21 protein-coding genes and 1 pseudogene are annotated in these 22,794 nt (G+C 46.2%); 2 read left to right on the top strand and 20 right to left on the bottom strand.

Features of this window, described 5'->3' with window-relative positions:
* Nucleotides 1-70: 70 nt before the first annotated feature.
* From MSA64_RS07585 to MSA64_RS07545, 9 genes are all read right to left on the bottom strand, one after another.
* Nucleotides 71-1,120, bottom strand: coding sequence for a C39 family peptidase (locus MSA64_RS07585; protein ID WP_287891209.1), 1,050 nt, complete (start codon nucleotides 1,118-1,120; stop codon nucleotides 71-73).
* A 97-nt stretch (nucleotides 1,121-1,217) separates the two neighbouring features.
* Complete coding sequence (locus MSA64_RS07580) at nucleotides 1,218-1,784, bottom strand: phosphatase PAP2 family protein (protein ID WP_287891207.1); 567 nt, start codon at nucleotides 1,782-1,784, stop codon at nucleotides 1,218-1,220.
* 124 nt (nucleotides 1,785-1,908) lie between these two features.
* Nucleotides 1,909-2,088, bottom strand: a complete 180-nt coding sequence (locus MSA64_RS07575; RefSeq protein ID WP_287891206.1) for a DUF2179 domain-containing protein — start codon at nucleotides 2,086-2,088, stop codon at nucleotides 1,909-1,911.
* Complete coding sequence (locus MSA64_RS07570) at nucleotides 2,085-2,795, bottom strand: YitT family protein (RefSeq protein WP_287891205.1); 711 nt, start codon at nucleotides 2,793-2,795, stop codon at nucleotides 2,085-2,087. The genes MSA64_RS07575 and MSA64_RS07570 overlap by 4 nt, the downstream gene beginning before the upstream one ends.
* A 124-nt stretch (nucleotides 2,796-2,919) precedes the next feature.
* Nucleotides 2,920-3,768, bottom strand: coding sequence for a Cof-type HAD-IIB family hydrolase (locus MSA64_RS07565; RefSeq protein ID WP_287891203.1), 849 nt, complete (start codon nucleotides 3,766-3,768; stop codon nucleotides 2,920-2,922).
* A 59-nt stretch (nucleotides 3,769-3,827) separates the two neighbouring features.
* A complete protein-coding gene (locus MSA64_RS07560; RefSeq protein ID WP_287891201.1) occupies nucleotides 3,828-5,672 on the bottom strand; it encodes a restriction endonuclease subunit S in 1,845 nt (614 codons plus the stop codon).
* Nucleotides 5,665-7,155, bottom strand: a complete 1,491-nt coding sequence (locus tag MSA64_RS07555) for an N-6 DNA methylase (protein WP_287891200.1) — start codon at nucleotides 7,153-7,155, stop codon at nucleotides 5,665-5,667. Before MSA64_RS07555 ends, MSA64_RS07560 begins: the two co-directional genes overlap by 8 nt.
* Nucleotides 7,125-7,652, bottom strand: coding sequence for a metallophosphoesterase family protein (locus tag MSA64_RS07550; RefSeq protein ID WP_287891198.1), 528 nt, complete (start codon nucleotides 7,650-7,652; stop codon nucleotides 7,125-7,127). Before MSA64_RS07550 ends, MSA64_RS07555 begins: the two co-directional genes overlap by 31 nt.
* Before the next feature lie 12 nt (nucleotides 7,653-7,664).
* Nucleotides 7,665-8,303 (bottom strand): endonuclease III domain-containing protein, encoded by a 639-nt coding sequence (locus tag MSA64_RS07545; protein WP_106491809.1) that lies wholly within the window; start codon nucleotides 8,301-8,303, stop codon nucleotides 7,665-7,667.
* A 351-nt stretch (nucleotides 8,304-8,654) separates the two neighbouring features.
* Here MSA64_RS07545 and MSA64_RS07540 point away from each other — a divergent pair, with 351 nt between their 5' ends.
* Entirely contained in the window at nucleotides 8,655-9,452 is a 798-nt protein-coding gene (locus MSA64_RS07540; RefSeq protein ID WP_154432020.1) for an HAD-IIB family hydrolase, read from the top strand.
* 149 nt (nucleotides 9,453-9,601) lie between these two features.
* On the opposite strand, the gene MSA64_RS07535 is transcribed toward MSA64_RS07540, so the two are convergent.
* The 3 genes from MSA64_RS07535 to MSA64_RS07525 form a co-directional block, all read right to left on the bottom strand.
* Complete coding sequence (locus tag MSA64_RS07535) at nucleotides 9,602-11,041, bottom strand: citrate/2-methylcitrate synthase (protein ID WP_277664262.1); 1,440 nt, start codon at nucleotides 11,039-11,041, stop codon at nucleotides 9,602-9,604.
* Nucleotides 11,042-11,077: 36 nt separating this feature from the next.
* Nucleotides 11,078-12,274 (bottom strand): NADP-dependent isocitrate dehydrogenase, encoded by a 1,197-nt coding sequence (locus tag MSA64_RS07530; protein ID WP_106491806.1) that lies wholly within the window; start codon nucleotides 12,272-12,274, stop codon nucleotides 11,078-11,080.
* A 103-nt stretch (nucleotides 12,275-12,377) separates the two neighbouring features.
* Nucleotides 12,378-13,016 carry a GntR family transcriptional regulator gene (locus MSA64_RS07525; RefSeq protein ID WP_118617970.1) on the bottom strand — a complete coding sequence of 213 codons (639 nt, stop codon included), beginning with the start codon at nucleotides 13,014-13,016 and terminating at the stop codon, nucleotides 12,378-12,380.
* A 488-nt stretch (nucleotides 13,017-13,504) separates the two neighbouring features.
* Here MSA64_RS07525 and MSA64_RS12195 point away from each other — a divergent pair, with 488 nt between their 5' ends.
* Nucleotides 13,505-13,711: a DUF6783 domain-containing protein gene (locus tag MSA64_RS12195; protein ID WP_441133788.1), complete on the top strand. Its 207-nt coding sequence runs from the start codon at nucleotides 13,505-13,507 to the stop codon at nucleotides 13,709-13,711.
* 299 nt (nucleotides 13,712-14,010) lie between these two features.
* Here the strand turns inward: MSA64_RS12195 and MSA64_RS07520 are convergent, their stop codons facing one another.
* From MSA64_RS07520 to MSA64_RS07485, 8 genes and pseudogenes are all read right to left on the bottom strand, one after another.
* A complete protein-coding gene (locus MSA64_RS07520) occupies nucleotides 14,011-15,093 on the bottom strand; it encodes a M24 family metallopeptidase (protein ID WP_287891194.1) in 1,083 nt (360 codons plus the stop codon).
* A gap of 156 nt (nucleotides 15,094-15,249) precedes the next feature.
* Nucleotides 15,250-15,408 carry a hypothetical protein gene (locus MSA64_RS07515; RefSeq protein WP_418888227.1) on the bottom strand — a complete coding sequence of 53 codons (159 nt, stop codon included), beginning with the start codon at nucleotides 15,406-15,408 and terminating at the stop codon, nucleotides 15,250-15,252.
* 315 nt (nucleotides 15,409-15,723) lie between these two features.
* Complete coding sequence (locus MSA64_RS07510) at nucleotides 15,724-17,346, bottom strand: glycoside hydrolase family 36 protein (RefSeq protein WP_287891191.1); 1,623 nt, start codon at nucleotides 17,344-17,346, stop codon at nucleotides 15,724-15,726.
* 99 nt (nucleotides 17,347-17,445) lie between these two features.
* Nucleotides 17,446-18,357 carry an AraC family transcriptional regulator gene (locus MSA64_RS07505; protein ID WP_277664265.1) on the bottom strand — a complete coding sequence of 304 codons (912 nt, stop codon included), beginning with the start codon at nucleotides 18,355-18,357 and terminating at the stop codon, nucleotides 17,446-17,448.
* A 5-nt stretch (nucleotides 18,358-18,362) separates the two neighbouring features.
* Nucleotides 18,363-20,651, bottom strand: coding sequence for an alpha-galactosidase (locus MSA64_RS07500; RefSeq protein WP_287891189.1), 2,289 nt, complete (start codon nucleotides 20,649-20,651; stop codon nucleotides 18,363-18,365).
* 73 nt (nucleotides 20,652-20,724) lie between these two features.
* A complete protein-coding gene (locus tag MSA64_RS07495) occupies nucleotides 20,725-21,564 on the bottom strand; it encodes a carbohydrate ABC transporter permease (RefSeq protein ID WP_277664267.1) in 840 nt (279 codons plus the stop codon).
* Between the two features lie 16 nt (nucleotides 21,565-21,580).
* Nucleotides 21,581-22,480 (bottom strand): carbohydrate ABC transporter permease, encoded by a 900-nt coding sequence (locus tag MSA64_RS07490; RefSeq protein ID WP_287891187.1) that lies wholly within the window; start codon nucleotides 22,478-22,480, stop codon nucleotides 21,581-21,583.
* 88 nt (nucleotides 22,481-22,568) lie between these two features.
* Nucleotides 22,569-22,794: pseudogene (locus MSA64_RS07485) on the bottom strand (ABC transporter substrate-binding protein); the annotation flags it as partial.

Raw genomic sequence — 22,794 nt, 5'->3', positions numbered from 1 at the left:
TAGTATCAAATGAGTGGCAGAAGACCTTTTGACACTCATATCTTTATATACAAAAAGGGATACCGTATGTTCAGGTACGGTATCCCCAGCTTTGACGGATCTGTGGTAATATTTCGGTCATGGACCAGTGTTTTTGGGTGTTGGCGGGGCTGTTTGGGTCGTTAACGGTAATTGCACCGTTTTCATCAATACCGGTCAGAACGATAAAGTGACCCGTGTAGGTAAAATCACCCGGATACATGGAACAGATCAGGGGGATGCCGGACCGCAGGGCGGCAAGGATGTTTTCTTGTGTTACCGGGATGTTTTCTGCTGTGAGGCCCAGGTTGTTGGCACCTTCGGTCATCAGCGACCAGGAGGTTCCTTCACCCGGTACGTAATAACCCTCTTTTTCTGAAAACTGAGCTACGGTCAGGGGATTCCATGTTTCGGAGCCGGTCAGACCACAGGTGATCATGGACAGGCAGGTTGGACCGCAGCCGGTGACAGCAAGGAAATCGCTGCCGTAGGTTTCATACCCCCAGCGTTCATCCCACTGCAAAAAATACGGTATCTCACTGTTTTCTCTGGCAGTTTCCACTTCGGATGAAATATCTATAGTCTGATAGTGTCTTCGCTTCGGATAATTTTTTACAAAATCTGTAGCCTCCGGATATTTTTCTTCCATGTTAAGAAGGCTCTCCGGAATCTGCTCGTGCTGCCGGATCCAGGTTTTCCCTGCCAGCACAACGATGCAGAATGTGACCAGCAAACCGACGGTCCAGACTATTCTTTTCCGTGTCATATGAAATTTATGACCGCTTTGATTATGTATTTTTTGCTGTTTCCGATGGTTTGCCTGTGATGCCGCTGTCGCTGCAACGGATATTTCCTGTTTTACCCTGTAATTGTTTACTTCCCGCAACTCACGTTTTCTTCTGGCTTTCCGCGCTCTTTCTCTTCTTATTCTGTGTCTCTTTGTCAAAAAGCCGATCAGTTTCATCACAAAATACATCAATAATGCAATGCCAAAAATAATCAATGCCCCTTCTTCCGTCAGTCCTGCTGTACTGTCCAGCCAGATGAGCACTCCGACCACTGCCATCAGATACAGTAACAATTTCAATATTTTCTTTCCCATTCCCCTCTAAACCTCTTTCTGCCCGGATGGCGTTCTTTTCTCTCTTATTATAAAGAACACCACACGGGCAGACAATTACGTTTCTTTTAAGATTTTCTTATTTCTTCGTCCTCTTCTTTCCGATCCACAGAACCAGACAGGAAGAAAAGATTCCGACAAACATGCCTCCCAGCACATCGGTTGGATAATGCACACCCACATACAGGCGTGAAAATGCGATCAGTGATGCCAGGATCAATGCAGGTACACCGTATTTTTTCGGTAGAATCCGGTACAACACCAGCGCACAGGCAAACGATGCACAGGTATGTCCCGACGGGAATGAATAATCCGTCGGTTTGTCGATCAGCGGCACCAGTCCCTCTACCACTTCATAGGGGCGGGGACGTGCTACCAGATTTTTCAGACACACATTGGTGATCAGTGCACCGGCTCCCATCGACAACAGACCATACCAGCCGGCTCTTCCGATTACTGCCCGGAAACAGTTTTCATTTTTTATTGAACATTTTTCTCCGGAGATTTTGGCAAGTACAACCATCAGGATACATAATACGATCCAGAACCATCCACCGTTTCCCAGGGATGTGATTCCTTTCCAGAACCAGTTCATGCCCTCCCAGCGGAAGTGATCCTGTATCCACAAAAGAATATTTCCATCCATATTTTTTTCACTTTCTGTTTATAATAATGATATGATGTTGGGGGCAAAAGGTATTTTGACCCCTTTGATACCGGATTGTTCCGTACTTCATACTATCACAATCCTCAATGATATTTTTGTCGTTTCAGACTTTGTCCGTATTTGCTCCATACACATCCGCAATTTCTGCAATCGAGATATAAGCGGAGCGATCATTTCCATGAACCAGTTCTTTCATCTTCCCAACCTGAAAACGGTTTACCACGATGTACACCACTGTCTTCGGGGAATCCGAATAATATCCCTTCGCCTCGGTGATCGTCATCCACACTCAAAGGCTTCGGAGAGTGCCGCGCAGACCTCATCCGGATGCACCGTGACGATTGTAGCCGCTTTGGATCGATCCAGACCTTCCACAATAAAGTCCACTGTCTTCAGCGCTGCCCCGTAGGTTACGATCGAGTACAGTGGAAGGATCCAGCTGTGAATCACAAATCCACAGATAATATACAGTACCAGATTATATGCCATCACAAACGTACCCACCGTGATTCCCAGCCGTTTTGCAAAGATGACAGCGAGAACTTCGATGCCGTCCATCGCTCCTCCAAACCGAATCGCCATACCACTTCCGATACCGGAGATCAGCCCGCCAAAAATAGCGCAGAGAAGCAGATCCGATCCGGCAAGTGGCGATACGATACTTACATCCACCGGCAGTACATCTGTGATCAGCCATGCCCCGAAAGAATAGACCACCACCGTGTAAATCGCATAGATAGTAAATACCACACCCTGTTTTCTGAGTCCGCATAAAAACAGAGGAATATTCAATACCATCAAAAAGAAGGACAGTGACAGCCATTCCGGTGTCAGCTGTGACAGCAGGATCGATGTTCCGGAGATTCCGCTGTCATACAGATCCACCGGGGCAATAAACATCGTGACTCCGAAGGCATTCACTATACCTGCAATCGTGAGGAAGAGAAAGTTCTTACATTTCAGCTTTCCAAGTTGTTGTTTCAAAGTCATGCATAAACTCCTTTCATTTTCCGTATGTGCTGTTTCTTCTCATTTTCCTTCGCTTTTCCTTTTTCTTCCCGTTGCCATACCTGATACCGCAGCCAATTTGTTTTCTGCCATTCAGGCAAATCTGTCATCCATTTTTTAGCACAAACTGCTCAACAGCATAAGCAACGCCGTCTTCCTCATTCGACTTTGTGATAAACGCTGCCTTTTTCTTCGTCTCTTCATCTGCATTCGCCATCACGACCGGAAGTCCGGCCATCTCAAGCATGTTCCAGTCGTTTGGCGCATCGCCGCATGCCATGATTTCTTCCCTTTTGATACCGAGGATCTTTCCCAGTGCCACCAGCGCGTTCCCTTTTCCAGCCCTGCCGGAAATAATTTCAATATTAAACGGTGTCGCATGGCAGATACTCAGATTCGGAAACATCTGTTGCAGTTCCTTCTCTCTGCAGTCCCGTTCTCTTGTATCGGCAAAGATCAGATGCAACTTTTCCATCCCGATCTTTTCCTCCCGGATCTTCTCTGTCAGATACTTCCGGCGTGTCCGGGTACTTCGGATGTACCGCTCCATCGCAGGACTCATCGATTCATGTTTCACAAAATGATACGTTTCTTCCTCAACATAAATATTACCGGCAAAATATGTTTCCCAGTTGCATGATTCTCCTGCCCACTGTTTCATCACTTCGATCACCTGCAATGCGACCTCCCAGGGAATCAGTTCTTCATATACCGTCTCCCCGGAAGGAATACGGATAATGCGGGCTCCGTTGGAAGTCAGTGCGTATTCCACACCGGGAATCTCCAAAAATGCACCCGGAAGTCCGATTTCCGGTCTTCCGGTGGCCGGAAGCACGATGCAGCCCTGATGGATCGCCTCTTTCAGCACACTTCTGGTATGCGTGGTAATCTCTTTATTGTTATTAAATACCGTTCCGTCCAGATCCAGTCCGACCATGCGAATCTTCGGTTTCATATGTTCTGCCTCCTTTTCTCGGTTGCAACCGTTCTGTACCCCGACTGCCTGTTGCATAGTTACTTCCCATTCTCTCCACGCACCAGCCATCCGCATGCACCCAGTCCGGAATACTCCATTAGTATCTCCCAGCCACACACTGCCATCTGCCGGATCTGTGCTGAATCCCAAAGTTCATCCGTAGCGATCCCGTCTTCTCCCTGGAAGGCCAGATGGGCGTCCTGCGGATTATCGTTTTCGCTTTCCTGTAAAAGTTCCTGTAAAAAGTACATCGGTGTAGCGTATCGTTTGCTCAATTCCTCATTTCGATAGGTCAGGAAATCCTTCTCGAGCAGGTATTCCCGCTGTCCCTTTTTATCGGTAAAAGAAACCGCTGCCGGCTGAAAATAGGGCTGCGCAATCCGGAAAATCTCCTGCCGTTTCTTACAGTATACACCGGTTCGTTCATCTCTCGGTGCCCAGCAGCAGAGCACACCAAGAATCAGATGTGCCGTCTGCTTCTGTTCTTCGGACAGTTCCACCGGCCTTCTTTGCATCCTCTTCCCTGTTTTTCCCGAAACCACTTTCGACTTTTCTTCCTGTAACCCGGCTTCTGTCTGCTCCGCTTCACCGGCTGCACCTTCCGAAGTTTTCGCATCTGCCATAGTTTCCAGATCTTTCCCTGTGGATTCTTCTGTCTCCGCTTTCGTAACAATTTCCACATCTTCAATGCTTATTGCATCTGTCTTAGCCTCTTCCTCCGGTTCTTTCCTCAGCAACAGCCATCCCATACCGGAAAATGCTGCCTCTGCCAGTGCAATTTCCCGGTCCAGATTTCTCTCGATCTCACGGATTTTCTTCAGACATCTGCTGTAATCTTCCTGTTTTTTCATGGACAACTGCGGCAGAATCAGCTTTTCCACCTCGGCGGCACGAATCGGACGTTTTCGGTTATCGCCCTCTTTTCTGGCTCCGTAGAGAACTTCACTCATACAGGACTGACTCAGATAAGCATATAAGGCTTCCGGCAGAATCTGCCCCTGATCCGGCACAATGCGCAGCACACTACGATCCAGATACAGTGGATCTTCCACCCGATCTACCAGAATCAGCTTTCCATTTCGAAGAAGGATATCTCCCGGGCAGACACGGTATTTCTCTTCGATCGCCCAGTCTGCACCAGCATTTACCTCCGCTTTTTCTCCTGCATGGAGTCCTGTCAGATAAGTCTTCCGAAAATTCTCCAGACGCACACAGGGGAATTCTCCGTTTGGCTCTTCATTTTTCGGAATACCGGTTCCTACCGGTTCTTTCAGATAGTTGCGAAGTCTCGCCTTTTCTCCGTATCGCAGCTGAGAGGAAAAGATTCTCTGAAATAATACCTGTTCATACTGTTCCATCCGGCTTCGCATCTCTTCTTTTTTCAGCTTGATCTCTTCAAAACGCCGCAGCTTATCCACAATCTTCTGCTGTTTTTCCAGACTGTCCGGCACATAGATTCTGTACTGTCCCAGGGTTTTTCTGCTGATCAGCGCCATCGTGGTCTGATTGGACAATTTGCGGATCTCTTCCGCATGATACCGGAGTGCATAATATCCGTACAGTGGCAGCACTCGGGTCTCATCAAAGATCAGGGATACGATCTGCTGATTCGTGGCAAGTTCCCGGCCGGCGATTCCTACTTTTCCGACTGTACCGACGATGGAAAATAACACACTGTTTTCCGGTACCAGATTAACCTTTTCTTTTCCTTGTTCGGACAGGTATTCCGCTGTCTCCCGGATATAACCCTGATCCAGATTTTCAATCTTGACCCATGGTGTTCCGGTCTCTGCATAGTATTCCTTCTGCTCCCGCTCCGGCGTTCTTCCGGAGATCAGCCGGGCGAGAGATTCCAGTTTGTACATATTTTTCTTCTTACTCATAGTCCCCCGCCATCTCCATCAGTTCCTGTACTTTCTTCATCGTATCGGTTTCCAGATCTGCCAGTTCTTTCAAAAGCTGTGCCGGAGATTCGGTCACAACCGTCTCCTGCTCTTTCCATGGTTTGTATCTTCCCGCAGACAGATTATTGTCATTTTTGGCGATCGTATCCAGACTTGCAAACCAGCAGGATTTTTCTTCCCAATGTGCCGGAACCGGATTTTCCCACTGGTTGTGCGCAGCAGCTTCCTTCAACTGATGTTTCCACTGATCTGCCAGTTCTTTCCGGTTCTCCCATGATGTCAGCATTGCCGGAATGTCATCCACCCCCGTACTTTCCTGGCGACGATCCAGGCTGTATCCGAGATTCTGGATCTCATAGAACCATACCGGCTGCTCTTTGTCAATCTCTTCTTCTCTTGTAAAGATCAGCACCGAAGCCTTACTTCCTGTATAGGGTAAAAATGCTCCCGCCGGAAGGGAAATGACTCCCTGGATCTGGTAGTCATTTAACAGATACTGGCGGACTTTCTGCTCTGCATCGTACATAAACAGGGTTCCCTCGTTGACTACCGCGATCACCATGCCCTGCTTTTTCACATGATTCATCAGCATCTGCATGTACTGCAGCTGTGCTTTTCTGGTACTGATCCAGTACCGGTCCTGATCTTCGATCGGCAGTTCCCCTACCGGTGGATTGGTCACGATCAGATCGTATTCCTCGTAGGTCGGCACTTCCCCTTCCGGTGTGCGCTCCCCGGTTTTATCGATGCGGTCGGCTTCCAGCGGATCTTCCCGACGGATTCCCTCCATACCGCCGCCATGATAAAACTGCAGCATCCGGGCAATCTGCCACTGACTTTTCTCTTCTTCACATCCGTATAACTGCCACTGTGGATACTGTCTGTGGGCTGCTGCAAGAAAACCGCCGGTTCTTGTCGCCGGATTCCAGACTTTTTCGATATTACGACCATCTGCCAGCCGGATCAGTGCTTCCGTAAGGTTCTCCGGCATCAGAAACAGTCCTGTAGTTCCCCAGGCATACATCTGACGGAGCATCTCTTCAAGCAGCGCGCCGAACAGATGTGGCATCCCTTCTTCCCAGTCACAGTGGTCAGCTGTCCAGTCAATGAGTTTACATAATTCTTTTATCCACAGACTGTTTTCTTCCAGTCTTGCAGTTTCCATAAAATGTCCCTGCTCCACCATGGAAGAACAGTACTGTACCTGATACTGCAGCTGCCAGCTGCGCTGACCATCCTCCACTTCTTCCTCTCCCGGTATCCATTCCATTGGGAATCCGGCAAACGGAAAGCTCTCCTGCAGGCTGACCCTCTTCTGTGATTCGATAAACAGGCGGACATACATCAGATATCCCACCTGCTCCACCAGACGCAGCGGCTTTTTTTCCTGCTCCGCTTTCAGTGTTTTTAAAAGTTCCTGTATTTTTTCTCTTACTTCTGTTTTGGTTGTGTTTTTTTCCATACTATACTCCTGTTTTCCACATACCGGTTGGAAATCGTGATTTTTTCCACCGTCCACTCCTGGTTTTCCACTCCGTCTTCTATCGTAAGCACTGCCAATGTCAAAGGTGCGCCGAACCGCGGTCTGCCGCAGCTTCCCGGATTCAGCCAGAGTCTTCCGTCGATTTCTTCCACGCTAAACTTATGACTGTGCCCGAAGACAACCACCTGTACACCGTCCAGGTCCCAGGAAACATCTTTTCTGTCATGCACCATGAAAAAGGAAACACCAGCCTGACAAAACCGTTGTGTTTTCGCGATGCGCTCCGCCCATCCCCGGTCGTTATTTCCACGTACCAGATAAAAAGGGGCATTTGGTTTCAGATGCATCCAGAGCTGATCCAGTGTCTGACTGTTATCCACATCTCCGGCATGCAGGACCACATCGCAGGAAGCGGTCAGCTCCAGAACCGGTGGATGTAATTTTCCATGAGTGTCTGATATGATCCCGATTTTCATCGTTTCATCCTCCTACTCCACACCCACCTTTTTACAGATATCGTTCAGGCAGCAGCGATCACAGTACGGTTTGGTTCTTGCCGTGCAGATTTCTCTTCCATGCATCACCAGACGGTGACAGAAATCGCTTCCCTCTTCCGGTGGAACCAGCTCCCACAGTGCCATCTCCACTTTTTTCGGATCTTTGATCCCGTCTACCAGTCCCATCCTGTTGGTCAGCCGGATGCAGTGGGTATCGGTCACGATCGCCGGTTTTCCAAAGACATCTCCCATGATGAGATTGGCACTTTTCCTTCCCACACCCGGCAGTTTTAATAATGTTTTGAAATCGTCCGGTACTTTTCCCCCGTATTCATCCCGCAGCATCTTCATGCAGGCACTGATATCCCGTGCCTTGCTCTTTCCCAGACCGCAGGGACGCACGATTGTCTCGATATCTTCCACATCTGCCGCTGCCAGTGCTTCCACACTGGGGTATTTTTCAAACAGTCCCTCCACAACCACATTCACCCTGGCATCGGTACACTGCGCTGCCAGCCGCACGCTCACCAGCAGTTTCCACGCCTGGTCATAATCCAGGGTGCACGCCGCATCGGGATATTCTTTCTTCAACCGCTCTATAATCTCCAGGGTTCTCTGTTTTTTTGTCATTTTCTCCCTCCTGAAAATTTATCTTTTTGTAACTGCTTCATAGCTTCACTCTTTTCCACTCACCATACAGTTACACCTGTTTTAATCATTTTTCTGCGGATTCCTTCCTATTTTCCCGCTGAATAGTTCTATTTTAACATACTTTGCCCACTCTGAAATCCCCAGATTCTATTTTTTCTCATCAACTTTCTTTTTAACTGTCAAAATGCGTTTTCCTCTACCATTCTTCTCATTGCTTTTGTTCATCTTATCTCTTTACATTTTGGATTCTCAGGCAGTATAATAAACTGCGCTTGTAATAAAAATCGGATTACCAAACAGTTACAGAAAACATTTATACGGAGAATCAACATGAGTACAAATAAGAAAGCATTATTTTTTGATATCGACGGAACCATCTTAAGTGAAGTCACCGGTGAGATCCCCGAATCTGCCTCTGCTGCCCTGCAAAAAGCCCATGATCTCGGACATCTTTTATTTATCAACACCGGACGGACCATCTGCTGTCTGCCGCCGATGATCTGTCGGCTGCCGTTCAGTGGTTATCTGTGTGGCTGCGGAAGCTATATTGTATACAACGATGAGGTGCTCACCTCCACGCAGATCCCGAAGGATCGTCAGGCAGAGATCATCCGGCAGGTAAAAGCGGCAAATGCAGGACTGCTTCTCGAGGGAAAAGAGGACTGCTACCGTTCTTCCCATATTACCCGGTTTGCAAAGCTGGAGGGAACCTGCCGTTATCTCGCCACACTGGGACTGACCAGAGAACACTATATCGAAAGCGGACTTTGCGACTTTGACAAATTCGTCATCTACACCGATGAGCAGACCGATACCGACACCCTGTTCCCTGCACTGGCAAAAGATATGGATCTGATCGACCGGCTGGGCGGTATCTATGAAGTTGTGCCGAAAGGATATTCCAAAGGAACTGCCATTGATTTTATCCTGAAACACTTCGGACTGGGACTGGATGATGCTTATGTCTTCGGTGACAGCAGTAATGACCTTGCCATGTTTACTTATGGTAAACACACCGTGGCTCTTGGACATCACGACCCTGTGCTCGATCCGTATACGGAGTATGTCACAGATACTGTGGAAAATGACGGACTGATGAAAGCAATGGCTCATTACGGACTGATCTGATTCACCACCCTTCTGGCTCGTTGCCCTCCCCGTTCACTATTGCGGCAGTCGTCAAGGTCTTGTGCAAGCCCGGACTTTGCCTCATTACCCGCGTATATACCAAAATCCGCCCGACAGATTTTCTCTGTCAGACGGATTTTTGCTTTTATTTATGCATTTTTAATGCTCTTAATCTTATATTTTCTCTGGTATTCCTCGGTGAACGGGTTCTGTTCCTCGCGGTCTTCCACTTCCAGATACGGTCTGTGGTGTCCCACATAACGGTATGCCGGACGGATGATCTTACCGGCGTTGACCAGTTCCTCCAGACGGTGTGCGGACCATCCTGCCATACGAGAGATCGCAAAGATCGGGGTGAACAGCTCTCTCGGGATGCCAAGCATCGTGTAAACGAATCCACTGTAAAAATCGACATTTGCACATACCGGTTTGAATAGTTTTCTCTTGTGCATGATCAGTTCACCTGCAATCTCTTCCACTTTCTCATACAGGGCAAATTCTCTGTTCTTTCCTTTTTCTTCTGCCAGGAATTTTGCATAACGTTTCAGGATCACTTCACGCGGGTCGCTCAGTGTATATACCGCATGTCCCATACCATAGATCAGGCCTGCATGGTCAAAGACCTTCTTATCCAGAATATCATTCAGATAATCTCTCAGAGATTCTTCATTTTCCCAGTCGGGGCAGTTTTCCATGATATTTTCAAACATGTCCTGAACTTTCAGATTGGCACCACCGTGTTTTGGTCCTTTCAGGGAACCGATAGATGCCGCTACAGCAGAATAGGTATCCGTTCCGGAAGATGTTACCACATGATTGGTAAATGTGGAGTTGTTACCACCACCATGCTCTGCGTGAAGAACCAGTGCAATGTCCAGAACTTTTGCTTCCAGTTCGGTAAACTGACCGTCTTCACGAAGCATATACAGGATATTCTCGGAAAAGCTGTACTCTTTCTTCGGGTTTTTGATCAACAGGTTTTCATCCTGACGGAAATGCCGGTAGGAATGATAAGAATATACAGCGATCAGCGGCATTTTTGCGATCAGCTGCATGGACTGGCGCAGGGCATTTTCCACGCTGGTCTTATCCGGATTATCATCGTAGGTGTACAGAGTCAGCACACATCGCTGCATGGCATTCATGATATTTTCGTTGGATGCTTTCATGACAACATCACGGATAAAACGGTTGTTCAGATTCATCATATCCGACAGCAGATCATTAAACATCGCTGACTGTCTTGCGTTCGGGATACGTCCGAACAGCAGTGTATAGATGACTTCCTCGAAGCCTTTTTTTCTTTTCTCCAGGCTCGCCACCATATCCGCTACGTTATATCCCTGGAAAAATAACTGTCCGTCTGCCGGGATCTTTCTTCCGTCTTCATACGTATAACCGACAACGTCCGAGATCTCTGTCAGACCGGTCAGTACACCTTTTCCGCTGGAGTCACGCAAACCTCTTTTTACATCATATTCCTGATACAGGTTCTGATCGATCCGGCCGGATGCCAGACAGTACTGTAACAGTTCGCTAAACTCCTGTTTATGTTCTTCTTCTATATTCAGAAATTCTTCTGCTCCCATGGGTCTTCCTCCTGTTTTTCTCTATTATTTCTGCTCTTACAGATTCTCAGCGATTGCTTTGATAAATCCTTCACTGTTTAATACGGTTGGATCTTCCATGGTTGTGATCAGAGCCAGGTCTTTTGTCATCTTTCCTTCTTCGATGGTGCGGATGGTCGCTTCTTCCAGACGATCTGCAAAATCCATCAGTTCTTTGTTGTCATCCAGTTCTCCACGTTTTCTCAGAGCACCGCTCCATGCAAAGATCGTTGCCACAGAGTTGGTGGATGTTTCTTCCCCTTTCAGGTGTTTGTAGTAGTGACGCTGTACGGTTCCGTGTGCAGCTTCGTATTCGTAGTAGCCGTCCGGAGATACCAGTACTGAGGTCATCATTGCCAGAGAACCGAAAGCAGAGGATACCATATCACTCATCACATCGCCGTCATAGTTTTTACATGCCCAGATGTAACCGCCCTCTGATTTCATCACACGGGCTACGGCATCATCGATCAGTGTATAGAAATAAGTGATTCCTGCCTCTTCGAATTTTTCTTTGTAATCCGCATCAAAGATTTCCTGGAAAATGTCTTTGAAGGTATGGTCGTATTTTTTGGAAATAGTATCTTTGGTTGCAAACCACAGATCCTGTTTCGTATCCAGTGCGTAGTTAAAGCAGCTTCTTGCAAAGCTTTCAATGGAGTTGTCCAGGTTGTGCATACCCTGTGCAACACCAGGTCCTTTGAAATCAAAGACCAGTTCTTTTGTCTGAGTTCCGTCTTCTGCGGTGTAAACCAGTTCTACTTTTCCAGGTCCCGGAACTTTCATCTCGGTGTTTTTATACACATCGCCGTATGCATGTCTTGCGATGGTGATTGGTTTTTTCCAGTTTTTTACGCACGGCTCGATACCTTTCACAACGATCGGAGCACGGAAAACGGTTCCGTCAAGGATCGCACGGATGGTTCCGTTCGGACTTTTCCACATTTCTTTCAGATCATACTCAGTCATACGTGCGGCGTTTGGAGTAATGGTTGCACATTTGACTGCAACACCGTATTTCTTGGTTGCCATGGCTGCATCGATGGTTACCTGATCATCGGTTTCGTTTCTGTGTTCCAGACCCAGATCGTAGTATTCGGTTTTCAGGTCGATGTAAGGAAGCAGAAGATCATCTTTGATCATCTTCCAAAGAATTCTTGTCATCTCGTCTCCGTCCATCTCTACCAGTGGTGTTGTCATCTGAATTTTACTCATTTCTTATCTCCTCCTGTTTATTCTCTTATTTTATTCTGCTTTTTTTCTTTCGAACCGTTTGAGGTTTCTGGTTTTTCTCTTTTACAGATTTTATTGGTATCTTTCAGTGCAGATCCAGGTTTTCGATTACATGCTGAATATGTTCGTTTGCCAGCTGCTCCGCCAGATCTCCATCTCTTTGTCTGATTGCTTCCAGGATCCTTTTATGTTCTTTCACGGATTCCTGCGCACGGTGTTCTGTTTTTACGGAATGGGAGCGCGCCATTTTCACATAATGAAGGAAATCGGTCAGCACGTGTTCGAGCATCCGGCTTCCCGATGCCCGGTACATGATCTCATGAAATCTTCCATCCAGCCGGACCATCTGCTTGCTCTCCGGCTTCTTTACATGAAATTCAGATAGAAGGATTACTTCTTCTAATTCTGCCAGTTCTTCTTCTTTGATTTGTTCTGCCGCTTTTCTCGCCGCCAGACCTTCCAGTCTTGCCCGCATATGATAGATGTCTTCCACATCTTTCCGGGAGATGCCGATTACTTTGGCACCACGGTTGGGTGCGATCTCCACCAGACCTTCCAGATCCAGCTGCCGCAGGGCTTCCCGCACCGGTGTCCGGCTGACTCCCAGTTGTTTCCCCAGGGTTGCTTCTTTCAGTTCTTCACCGGGAGTGTAGTTTCCGGATAAGATGTCGTCCCGGATCCGGTTGAAGATCTGGCTCCCCAGGGATTGTTCCTGATATTCCATAGTTGCCTCCAGATTGATTCTGTGCTTTTGTTCTTTATTTTTGTATTGCATGCTTGTATTTTTGTATCTTTGTATGATTGTATACAATTATACAGGATATGTCAACAGGGAATTGAAAGAAATAATTGTTGGAGGGATTTTTCAGGGCGAATTTTTCAAGGCGGACGCATCAGGCAGGGATTTGCTCTTCTGGCAGCGTGGGCAGGGGAACTTTGAGCTGGCCGCTAACTCCGGCTATGATTCACGAGGGTCAGCTGACCCTCGCGAAAGCCTGCGTAAGCGTCGGATCTCAAAGCTTCCCCTAAGCGCCCACAAAGTGCTGCCTGCAAAGCAAATCCCTGCCTGATGCTGTTCGTTGGCTGAAATTATGAAAGCTGAAACTCCATAAAATATATAGCAGAATTTAGATCATGTATTATAGTTGCGAATATGATTTGAATATTATTATAATTGAATAAATGAAAAATTTAATATGATATTCTTATTTTATTGGTAGAGCTTATCTAAAAAAGGCTTTTCGTAAGCTGCGAGTCACAGTTTGTGGGAGATTTTATCCGAATGAGGGCGTCGTAGCGGGCTACGGCAACCGAACGAGAGTAAAATATACCGCAAAGTGGGGCTTGCAGATTGCGGAAATGATTTTTCAGACACGCTCTGGTAGCGTCTCTGTTCTATCTTATATAGATAATTGCTAACTATTCAGTAGCCTCTGTTCCGCGAGGTGTTTTGACATGAATATGTAAAAATTCCGAGACATACAAGCCAAAATGCCTTCACCGAAGGTGATTTTTTATGCATTTTGGCTCGTAACGGTGAAGGTACTGAACAGTTACGATAATTATATAAATAAAAAGAAATAGCATCACACATGCCAAAGTGATTGCTATTTCTTTTTAATATAATATCGCAGAGGGCAAGTCGGCTTTTCACCGGATTCCCTTCCTATGTAGATGATTTCCCAGACTGTCTTTCAGGGAGCGCATTTTTTTACTTGCTATGCTTCAACCTCAATCAGATCTTTCGTAAAGTGGTTCAGGACTTCGCAACCGTCTTCGGTGATCAGGACCAGGTCTTCGATTCTTACGCCAATGCCACCCGGGACATAGATGCCCGGTTCTACGGAGAAGCACATGCCTGGTTTCAGGACTTCTTCGTTGGTGAAGGAGACATCGCCAAACTCGTGGACTTCCAATCCGATGTTGTGTCCGGTACGATGGGTGAAGTATTGGCCATAGCCCTGTTCTTCGATGTAGTCTCTGGCTGCACGGTCTACGTCGCAGAATCTTGCACCCGGTTTTGCAGCTTCGATTCCGCGGCGGTTGGCTTCTTTGACGATCGCATAGATTTTCTTTGCCTCTTCGCTGGCTTTTCCGATAAATACAGTTCTTGTCATATCAGCACAGTATCCGTTGACCAGGCATCCCACATCCAGGACTACCGCATCGCCATAACTTCCTTTGGAATCGTCTGTTTCATGATGCGGATCTGCTGCATGGGCGCCGTACGCGATGATCGGCTCGAAGGAATGTCCCTGAGCACCGTTTTTCAGATAGATTTTCAGGAGTTCTTCTCCCAGCTCCGCTTCTGTCATTCCTTTGCTTACAAGCGGGATCAGTTCTTCAATACTGGTATCGTTACAGCGGGATGCCACACGCATCTTTTGCTGCTCTTCTTCTGTTTTGATCTGGCGGATATGATCTATGATCGTGGATGCATTACTATACGTATCTCCCACCTGAAGTTCCATCAGGCGAAGCAGAAACCGCGCCGGCCAGGTTTTGTCGATACCGATGGTTCCGCCTTTTCTCATATGGGAAGCCAAAACTTCCACACAGTCATCGGTATCATCAAAGTATACGACTTTGATTCCCAGTTTTTCTTCATCCTGCGGAAACAGCTTTCCGATCACCAGTACCGGCTCTTTTTCCACATCCAGTCGGAGAACCATCATACGTTCTCCACATGCATAATACTGTCCGGTCAGATAATACACAGCCATCGGATCTGTCACAAGAAACTGTTCCAGATTCATCTTGCGCATGTCTTCGATTACTTTTTCTATTCTCGTCATGTCCATTTTCATTCGTCCTTTCTTTTGCACCCGGTTTTTCTTTTAAGTTTTCCCGGTGCACCCGTGTTTCTCACGGTCTCTGCCCTGCATTATACACCTGTTTATTTCCATATACCATACTATTTTGTCAGTTCCGTTTATTCTCCGTAAACTTTGCAACTTCTAATATTTCATCCAGACTTTCTCCCTCGCTTCATATTCCAGCCTTTTCTTCTCATCCGCACTCATATGTTTTAACATCTCATACGCTTCGTCTATATAAGAGTCTTCTTTCGCCATCTTCTCAAACTCCTTTCTGCTTTTCGCTCCAAGGAAACGCATCCAGCAGATAATTCCGGATTCATTCTGTTCTTTTTCCGGCAACTTTTTCAGTTTATCATAACTTTTCCCTGTCTTACCTTTGCATTCTGCATCAGTTCTTTAAAGCAGAAGTCTACCGTCGGAAGCATAATGAAATCTTCTCTGTTTTGCGTTCCCTGTGTCATTGTATTTTTCTGTCTGTAAAATGCCTGCGGCTACTATATCTTTTTTGTTATTATAGTAATTTTTTCTTTTTATACAAGATTATATTTTTACGACAAGCAAAAAGAGAAAAGCCACTGAATAACTTTTCTCCTTTTACAATCATCCTGTTTTTTATGACAGCGGAATATACGCATGATACAGTTGGTCATTTCCTTTTGCTACCGGTCCGGCTTCTTCGTACCAGTTGTATTCTACTTCTTCCTCTTCGTCTCCCCACACTTCCGGGCAGTCGGTTTCTTCCCAGTCTAACGGGATTTTGTGATGATCCTGCCGGGATGCTTTTAACATAATCTGGTGCAGTTCTTCGTTTTCTTCTGCTGTCAGCACCCCTGGTTTTGCTGAGACAAACAGAGAGGTTCCGGACTCTGCAACAACATCCGCCCACTGACGGTTCAGGCTCCACGGGATGGAACCCGTAATACCTACGCAGTCCGCATCCACATCAAAAAATGTTCCATGCTGTGGCAGACAGAATGCCAGGGTGTTGACTCCCATTTTCTTTGTTCTCTCCCAGGTGATACCGCTGGTATCGTCTCCGGTTCGCTGCAGCTGCATCAGACCTGCCCCCAGATGGCCAATGGTATTACAGCCCATGATCAGAGTATGGTGCTTTTTCGCAGCCTCATAAATTGCCTGGTACAGTCCGGTTACAATCTCCGCACTGGTCTTTGAAGTATCGTAAAATTGCCATCCATCCTCTGTCGGGAACGGGTTCATCTCCACGCCCCACCTTCCGAAGATATCAAAAGTGGTAAAATCATGCTTGATCAGTGTATAACCCCAGTTACAGATCCTTTCCACATCTTCCTGAATATAGGAAAGGACTCCCGGATGGGAAGGATCCAGACAATCGTTATGGGATAATCTCCACTCCTGAGGAATCGTCTCTTCTTCATTCAATAAGAATCGAACCCAGATGCCAGGGCGTACGCCTTTTTCTTCCAGTTTTTTTGCCAGTGCACCCATATCAGGGAATTTTATATTTCCTTTTTTCCATGGTCCACCATTATACTCATCCAGTCGATGATGCTCCTGCCAGCAGTCATCGATCACCATATACGGCGGATTGTCCACGCCTTTGGTCAGTTCCACGATATAGTCGGTATCCTGCAGGATCTCTTCTTCTGAACTGTCTCCATAAGCATAATACCAGTTATTACTTCCATAAACCGGATAGTCCGGGAAGATCGGATCGGTACACATGACTTTGCAAAACTCTCTGGCACTTTCGAAAGTCCCCATTCCTTCAGTTTGCATCGCTACGATCTGAGCAGCCCGAAGTTTTCTACCAGAAAGCTGCACACCGGTACCACCACAGCGCACATCCATCACCAGTGTAATTCCACGGGTATCTGCCTGCCAGAAACACATGGCGGAAGGTCTTACCTTTACCCCATATCCTGTCACAGTTTCTCCGACCGCTGCCAGAAAATACCACGGCATAAAACGACTGCCGCTGACACCTTTCCAGTCCACATCCCCGTATGTTCTCTCCCAGGAACCGCCAAGGATCCGCGATTTCTTATTGACCGGGGTGTTCCAGCGGAGTTTGATCGTTTTTACTTTTGTCTGATCTGCGGTCAGCCAGACTTCTTCTGTCTCCGGCGTGGTTTCATATCCTACCATAACATCGCCTTTTTCTGTTCTCTTTGCATCCTTCTCTCCGATCCAGACACTATCTTCTGTCTCTACCGTAATAAAAGAAGGAATTCCTAATCTATATTGTCTTTGCATGATTCTGCTTCTCCTTTTTGTCTTCTGTAAGTTTCCGTTATGGCCTGTCTGTTTTCCTGTGTTATTACGTAATTGCTCCACACCATCACAGATACACTCTTACATTTTTTTCGAAGTATACTTCCCTTTTTCGCTTACAAGCTGAAGTTCTTCTCCCATCTCCCGGTAGGCTTTGGGGCTCGTTCCGAAATGCTGCTTGAAAATCTTGGAAAATGCCAGCTGGTCCTGATACCCCACTGCGGCAGCGACAGCATTGATCTGCATACCGGTATTCCGCAGCATCTCTCTTGCTTTTTCCATCCGGAGGTTTACCAGATATTCCTGTGGTGAACACCCGATTGCCTTTTTAAAACTGCTGGTAAGGTAGCTTCGGTTGACTCCGATATAATCTGCCAGTTCATTAATTTTGATTTTTTCCCGGTAGTGATAGGCAATATATTCCATCGCATGCTTTACATAAACACTTCCCGGATAGGAATGCTGATTGGCTATGGCCGGAACAATCTTTTTATAGTCTTCCATCAGTGTTGCAAAAAACAGCATCAGATAACCATTTCTTTTCAGTTCATCCGTATAAGAAAGCTGATGTGCCTCCAGCATTCCGTCAATATAACTATTCAGTTCTTTTCCACAATTCACTTTACGAATCGGAGTTCTTTTTGTAAATCCTGCATGCCCTGCATATTCCTGTGCACGATACCCGGTAAAGCCGACCCACATATAAGACCATGGATCTTCCCTGTCCGCCTCATACCAGGCTTCAATATCGGGACAAAGCAAAAACGCATCACCTGCGGTCAGTTCATATTTCTGATTATGAATCTCCAGTGTTCCCCTGCCACTTCTGATAATATGCAATACGTAAGTCGTACGCATATTCGGACCATATCTGTGGCCGGGCTCACAATATTCCCAGCCACAGTAGATCAGACACAGGTCTGCCGAATCCTTTTGCAGATCTTCCAGAGCACAGTATCTTGCAGAATTGGTATAGCCTGATACATGTTTCATTCTTATCAATCCACTTTCTTAATTATATACAGTAAGGAAGCAAAATCTCCACCCTTTTTATTCAGCTCCTGTCTGTCGACCGGGATACCTGCACGCATCAGTTCATCCCCGTATGCTTCATATGTTTTTACCTGATTTCCTTCTGTATCGTAACCGTAGCGTTTTGCCAGTTCTGTGTCGAAAGAAGAGGACGGGGTCAGATCACAGCTTACCTGATATTTTGCATCCGGATCCAGACCTTCCAGTTTCAGGCGCAGCCAGGATGCATTGACTTTGTTCAGTCTCTGGTACAGTGCCGCCACTGCCTGTGTCTTATCCTGAGAAACAACCATCCATGCCGTCTCATTTCCTTCAAACGGATTCAACAGACGGTAGAAATCGCCGTCTACCTGGATCAGTTCCCGGTATTCTTTCATAAATGCAATTTGTTTTTTAACACTTGCCATCTCCGCATCACTGAGCAGATTCAGATCCAATTCATAACCGAAAGTTCCAAAGTAAGCAACATTCGCTCTTGTCTCGATCGGTGTCGTACGGTATAACTGATGGTTCGGTACCGCAGATACATGAGATCCCATGCTGACGATCGGATATACATAAGAAGTACCGTACTGGATCTTGGTTCTCTCACTGGCATCGGTATCATCACTGGTCCATGTCTGTGGTGCAAAATACAGCATGGCAGGATCAAATCTTGCGCCACCGCTTGCACAGGACTCAAACAGGATCTCCGGGAATTCTGTGGTCAGTCTAGTATACAGATCATACACACCTAAAATATATTTGTGCATCACTTTACCCTGCTGGGACGGTTCGGTTCCTTTACTGTAAGGCTCCGTCATATAACGATTCATATCCCATTTAATATAGGAAATCGAGGATTCACGGATCACTTTCGCAACCATCTCATAAATATAGTCAACCACTTCTTTTTTCGAAAAATCCAGAACAAACTGATGTCTTGCATGCGACTCAAAACGTTCCGGTGCACTGATGATCCAGTCCGGATGTGCACGGTAAAGATCACTGTCTTTGTTGACCATCTCCAGTTCTACCCACAGACCAAATTTCAGTCCCAGTTCTTCTACTTTTCTGGACAGACCACTGATGCCGGATGGCAGTTTTTCCAGATTGACATACCAGTCACCCAGTCCACGGTAGTCATCGTTTCTCGCACCAAACCAGCCGTCATCCAGAACAAAGAGTTCCACACCTGCTTCTTTCGCTTTTTTCGCAATATTCAGGATTTTTTCTTCATTAAAATCAAAATAGGTTGCTTCCCAGTTGTTTAACAGGATCGGGCGTGCCTGATCTCTCCAGGTTCCATGCATCAGACGTTTCCGGTAGATTCTGTGATATGTCTGACTCATCTTATTCAGACCCTGATCGCTGTAAACCATAACTACTTCCGGTGTCTGGAAGGATTCTCCCTGTGTCAGTTCCCAGCTGAAGTCTTCCGGGTTGATTCCCATCATCACACGGGTCATATCAAAAGTAGAAACTTCTACCTGTCCCAGATGATTGCCGCTGTATACCAGGCTGAAGCCGTATACTTCGCCCTGATTTTCCGTGGTATGCGGACGTTTCAGTGCCAGGAAGGGATTATGCTCTGCACCACAGCAGGTTCCGTTCAAACTCTGGATACTCTGGATACCCATCTCCAGTTTTCTGTTTTTCACATACCGTTCTCTTGACCATCCACCGGAAAGCTGTACCATCTCATAATCCATGTCGTTGAATTCCACACTGGCACTCATGATCTTATCCAGAACGATCTTTTCGCTTCCATTATGAGAAACCTTTGCATTTCTTGTGATCACCGGATACTCTTCATAAATGGTATAAGACAGAATCAGATCGGTATCCATCACTGCATCATGAAGTGTTATTTCCAGTGTCTGTGCCTCATCCCCGCTTTCTACATAGGTGGCTGGAAGCGGAAGAATATTTTTCTTTCCGTTGTAAATCTCATGAAATGCATAAGTAAAATTCACGATCCTGCTTCCGTTCTCCTGTGCGATCGTCAGTGCCGGGCTTCTGTAATCACCGGTTCCATAAGTCGGGAATTCCTGTTTTGTATACTGCATGGAAAGGATACCCGGTTCCGGAACATTGATGGACATCTGGGAACGCATACACTCTTCATGAAGGTAGGTAAAATCTTCCCGGTCATGAATTCTCTTTCCATAATATAACTGCTCTAACTGTTCGTTTTCCATGATACGGATGATATAACTTACTTCAGCGTTATACAGATGAAAACATCTGCTCTCTTTGTGGAATACAATTGCCATTTTCTTCTCGTCTCCTTCCAAAATAAGCCGACGCACATACCTGTCACGCCGGCTTTGTCTCGATTTATATTTATTATAACTTACCACCGCTGGTTGCGATACCCTCGATAAACTGTTTCTGGAAAATCATATATAAAATGATCATCGGGATACATGCGATCAGAGATGCCGCCATCAATTCCGGGAATTTGGAACTGTACTGACCCTGCATCTTCGCCAGTGCGGAAGAAAGAACCAGCATATCTTTATCTGTATTTACGATCATCGGCCACATCAGATCTTTAAATGCGAACACTGCGGTAAAGATACCCAGTGCAACCATACTGGATCTGGTCAGCGGAGCCATGATATACAGGAAGGTCTGTCCGATATTACAGCCATCCAGACGGGCTGCTTCTTCGAGATCATTCGGCAGTCCCATATACCCCTGTCTGAGTAGGAAAGTTCCGAAAGCGGTTACCATACCTGGGAATACCAGTGCGAAAATAGTATTCAGCATGCCCATCTTACTTACCATCAGGTACTGCGGTGTGATAAAAATCTGACCAGGAACCATCATCTGTAAAAGAACCAGAGAGAAACAGAAATCTCTTCCTTTAAATTTCAGACGGCCGAAAGCGTAACCTGCCATGGTTGCTGTCAGAACTGCACAGAGTACTCGGAAAAAGATCATCAACAATGTGTTCTTATACAGCAGAAGAAAGTTCATGTTTCTGATAACTTCTTTGAATGCGTCTGTTCTCCACTCTTTCGGGAAGATAACAAATGGATTTACACTGGTTGCCTCTGTTACTGTCTTAAATGCAGTCAATACCATCCATAAAAACGGTACCAACATTGTGATCGATACGATGATCATGATGACCTGAATCAGGACATTGATCACTGTCTGTTTTGTTTTCATGCTGTCCATACTGTTTTCCTCCTTTCTAGTTGTAGAATACCCATTTTTTCTGAGCTACCATCTGGAACGCTGTGATGATCAGGGTAATGATCAGCAGCAGAATAACAATGGTGGAACCATAGCCTACGTTCTTATTGGTAAAGCTGTACTTATAGAACAGGAATACCAGAGACTGGGTTTTTTCCAATGCCGGATTGGATTTTTCCATTACCATGTAGATCAGATCGAATATCTGCAGGGATCCGATGATACGTGTGATCATAACAAAGAAGATGGTCGGGGATAACAGTGGGATGGTAATGTTAAAGAAACATTTGATCCCGGTAGCACCGTCAATTTCTGCTGCCTCGTAGTAATCATGAGGGATTTCCTGAAGACCAGCGATAAACAGTACCATGTTATAACCGATAATGGACCAGATACCGATGACTGCAATAGAGAATACAGCAATCTTCGGATTGGAGATCCATTTTACATTTACGTGGAACAGGTTGTTGATCAGACCAAAATCCGAGTTAAAGAGCCATCTCCATACCATAGCTACCGCTGCCGGAGCTGCAACCATAGGAAGGAAGATAATAGTACGATAGGCGCTTCTTCCTCTCATCTTTCTGTTCAGCAGAACTGCCAGAACCAGCGCGATACAGATAGAGAACGGTACTTCTACAATCGCATATTTAAATGTGTTGATCAGTGCCTGCCAGATTTCCTGGCTACCAAATACTTTCTGGTAGTTTTCAAAACCGATAAAGATATTTCCTTTACCGAAATCACCGGTCTTAAAAAAGCTCTGATAAATTGTCTGGAAAATCGGGATAATATTTAATACAACCAGACCGATCACGGTTGGAAGGATAAACAGCCAGCCCCATAAAAATTCGCTTCGCTGTCTTCCGGTTGTTTTCACTTTCGCTTTACCTGCCAAACTACTCACTCCTTTTTCAAACACAGGCAGATTCTTTCGAACCTGCCTGCTCTTTGGTTACTGCTTAATTTTTCCAGTTACTGTCGAATTACTGCTCGTCTGCCAGGCATTCGTTCATCTGATCTGCCATTGCTTTACAAGCTTCTTCCATAGTTTTGTCACCACTGAATACGTCTTTCATGATTTCACTGTCTTCATTTTCCCATGTTACAGTGGATCTGGAGTATGGTCTGATTACCATGTCATCCATCATGTTCAGATAAGCCTGCAGGTTGAAGTCTGCGGATTTTGCCCATGCATCAGATGTTCCTGTA

Source organism: Oliverpabstia sp. (assembly GCF_022785585.1).
Lineage (GTDB): Bacteria > Bacillota > Clostridia > Lachnospirales > Lachnospiraceae > Oliverpabstia > Oliverpabstia intestinalis.
The sequence above is the reverse complement of the archived record's forward strand: the minus strand, read 5'-3'. Positions and strand labels throughout refer to the sequence as shown.

What these genes read in the sequence shown, in the direction of transcription:
- MSA64_RS07585 (WP_287891209.1), bottom strand. Translation starts at nt 1,120, where the DNA reads ATGGGAAAGAAAATATTGAAATTGTTACTGTATCTGATGGCAGTGGTC.
- MSA64_RS07580 (WP_287891207.1), bottom strand. Translation starts at nt 1,784, where the DNA reads ATGGATGGAAATATTCTTTTGTGGATACAGGATCACTTCCGCTGGGAG.
- MSA64_RS07575 (WP_287891206.1), bottom strand. Translation starts at nt 2,088, where the DNA reads ATGACGATCACCGAGGCGAAGGGATATTATTCGGATTCCCCGAAGACA.
- MSA64_RS07570 (WP_287891205.1), bottom strand. Translation starts at nt 2,795, where the DNA reads ATGACTTTGAAACAACAACTTGGAAAGCTGAAATGTAAGAACTTTCTC.
- MSA64_RS07565 (WP_287891203.1), bottom strand. Translation starts at nt 3,768, where the DNA reads ATGAAACCGAAGATTCGCATGGTCGGACTGGATCTGGACGGAACGGTA.
- MSA64_RS07560 (WP_287891201.1), bottom strand. Translation starts at nt 5,672, where the DNA reads ATGAGTAAGAAGAAAAATATGTACAAACTGGAATCTCTCGCCCGGCTG.
- MSA64_RS07555 (WP_287891200.1), bottom strand. Translation starts at nt 7,155, where the DNA reads ATGGAAAAAAACACAACCAAAACAGAAGTAAGAGAAAAAATACAGGAA.
- MSA64_RS07550 (WP_287891198.1), bottom strand. Translation starts at nt 7,652, where the DNA reads ATGAAAATCGGGATCATATCAGACACTCATGGAAAATTACATCCACCG.
- MSA64_RS07545 (WP_106491809.1), bottom strand. Translation starts at nt 8,303, where the DNA reads ATGACAAAAAAACAGAGAACCCTGGAGATTATAGAGCGGTTGAAGAAA.
- MSA64_RS07540 (WP_154432020.1), top strand. Translation starts at nt 8,655, where the DNA reads ATGAGTACAAATAAGAAAGCATTATTTTTTGATATCGACGGAACCATC.
- MSA64_RS07535 (WP_277664262.1), bottom strand. Translation starts at nt 11,041, where the DNA reads ATGGGAGCAGAAGAATTTCTGAATATAGAAGAAGAACATAAACAGGAG.
- MSA64_RS07530 (WP_106491806.1), bottom strand. Translation starts at nt 12,274, where the DNA reads ATGAGTAAAATTCAGATGACAACACCACTGGTAGAGATGGACGGAGAC.
- MSA64_RS07525 (WP_118617970.1), bottom strand. Translation starts at nt 13,016, where the DNA reads ATGGAATATCAGGAACAATCCCTGGGGAGCCAGATCTTCAACCGGATC.
- MSA64_RS07520 (WP_287891194.1), bottom strand. Translation starts at nt 15,093, where the DNA reads ATGGACATGACGAGAATAGAAAAAGTAATCGAAGACATGCGCAAGATG.
- MSA64_RS07515 (WP_418888227.1), bottom strand. Translation starts at nt 15,408, where the DNA reads ATGCGTTTCCTTGGAGCGAAAAGCAGAAAGGAGTTTGAGAAGATGGCG.
- MSA64_RS07510 (WP_287891191.1), bottom strand. Translation starts at nt 17,346, where the DNA reads ATGCAAAGACAATATAGATTAGGAATTCCTTCTTTTATTACGGTAGAG.
- MSA64_RS07505 (WP_277664265.1), bottom strand. Translation starts at nt 18,357, where the DNA reads ATGAAACATGTATCAGGCTATACCAATTCTGCAAGATACTGTGCTCTG.
- MSA64_RS07500 (WP_287891189.1), bottom strand. Translation starts at nt 20,651, where the DNA reads ATGGCAATTGTATTCCACAAAGAGAGCAGATGTTTTCATCTGTATAAC.
- MSA64_RS07495 (WP_277664267.1), bottom strand. Translation starts at nt 21,564, where the DNA reads ATGGACAGCATGAAAACAAAACAGACAGTGATCAATGTCCTGATTCAG.